We start from the raw sequence: 1711 nt of genomic DNA on the forward strand, positions 1-1711 counted from the left end.
TTATCTCTTCCCGTTTTACTTTGGTTTGTGTTCTTAAAAATTCTTTTTAGGAATTTTCGGGATTGTTTTGTTGTTCAGTTATCAAAGTTCGTTGCCGCTCATCAAGCGACTTGTTTATTCTATCAGATACCTAAGTATTTGTCAATAACTTTTTTACTTTTTCTTATAAGTTATTTTCAAACTACTTATGAATCTGTACTGTTTCGCGTTGTTCCCGCTGACAGCTTGTATATAATATCATCTCTTCCAGCATCTGTCAACACTTTTTTTCTTTTTTCTCTCCTTCATCCCCATCAATGCAGCAAAAGGCGGATAACCCTCCCCTTGTTCAGGTCATCCGCCTTTATTTGTACATGACTGTATTATTTTAATTTGAACTCTATGTAAATGGGAGCATGATCAGAATAACTACATCCCGTATTCACATTCTCCTATGTCAGACATTCCGTATTGTCAGACACAATAAAGAAAACAAAAATGCAGGGGCATAATTCTGGGCCAATACATGGTGATCATCCGGGAAACAATTTTTCAATATATCGTTCACATGATAGCTTCTCGTTTAGTCAAAAGCATTTTCTTCGACCTGTATCTATTCTAAAATCTATGTATTCTAAATTCTATAAATACCAATTATTATCTTTAGGCCTTCCAGCAAAATTCTCTTCCAGCATTCTGATATGGCTGATCAGTGATGGATCATCAAAGTATCTTGCTCCTGTTGGACATTTTCTGATACAAGCGTGACATTTGATACAAACTCCCGGCACTTCTTCAATATTCTCTCGTGAAATACTTCCCATTGGACAGACTTCAGCGCATATCTTGCAATGCGTACATATCTCATTATGAACTTTTGGCTTTGCTTTCAAGAAGTTGGCCGGTGTACCATCTGCCTCAAGGGGCTTATAATAAGGCCCAACCGGGTTGCTTCCCGGAAGGCTGAGATCATTATAGTTCTCCGGTTGTGTCATGATTTTATGAACCACATCTGCGCCAAACTGTCCGGCTGCCTTCAAATCTTCTGTTCCCGGTCTGCCTGCCGATAAAATATCCGACATGACATGCCGAGTCACAGCACTTCCCGCGCCATATACCTTAAAACCATTCTCCTGCAGCAACAAATAGGCCTCCATGACGGAATGATCAATACTCCTGCCGCCATAAGTCATCACAATTGCTGCCAAAGCGCCTTGTCCGCAAATTCTGTCACGAATATAAGGCATGATTTTGTTTGGAATCCGTCCGGCATACGTCGGACATCCCAAAATGACCAAATCTTTCTCCCCAAAACAAAGAGTATCCTCTCTCTTGTCCGGCAGTGTAAAATCATATTGATGAATCTTATCAATATTCATCACTCCCGCTGCGCCTTCGGCCACTGCCATCGTTACCTGCTCCGTCTTTCCCGACGGACTGAAATAAACCGCCCAAATATGTTTTATCATCTGTCCCCACTCCTCGTTTTATTTTTCAAGATGATCCAGATAATGAAGCAAAAATCTCTCTGCCAGTGAATTCTTCTTGATATTGGCTCTTGCTTCATCAAATGTAAACCATTTGAAATTGTCCACTTCTTCGTTGACCGTGAACTACCCATTGTCTAAAGCCAATGGGCTTCCTGCTTCACAGATCTCGTGACCTACTATCTCCACAGGCGTAAATTTGGGCAGTCCCTGCCCTATATAGTTATTCTTCTTATGCTATTTAT

The 1711-nt window shown here is 40.6% G+C and carries 1 protein-coding gene; it reads right to left on the bottom strand.

The window, feature by feature from the left end:
• Nucleotides 1-620: 620 nt before the first annotated feature.
• Nucleotides 621-1448, bottom strand: coding sequence for a 4Fe-4S binding protein (locus HED67_RS00020; RefSeq protein ID WP_221717121.1), 828 nt, complete (start codon nt 1446-1448; stop codon nt 621-623).
• Between the last annotated feature and the right edge of the window lie 263 nt (nt 1449-1711).

The organism is Pseudocoprococcus catus (assembly GCF_019734885.1).
In the GTDB taxonomy this organism is placed as follows: domain Bacteria; phylum Bacillota; class Clostridia; order Lachnospirales; family Lachnospiraceae; genus Coprococcus_A; species Coprococcus_A catus.

Coding starts and splice junctions, on each gene's coding strand:
- HED67_RS00020 (WP_221717121.1), bottom strand. CDS start 1,448: ATGATAAAACATATTTGGGCGGTTTATTTCAGTCCGTCGGGAAAGACG.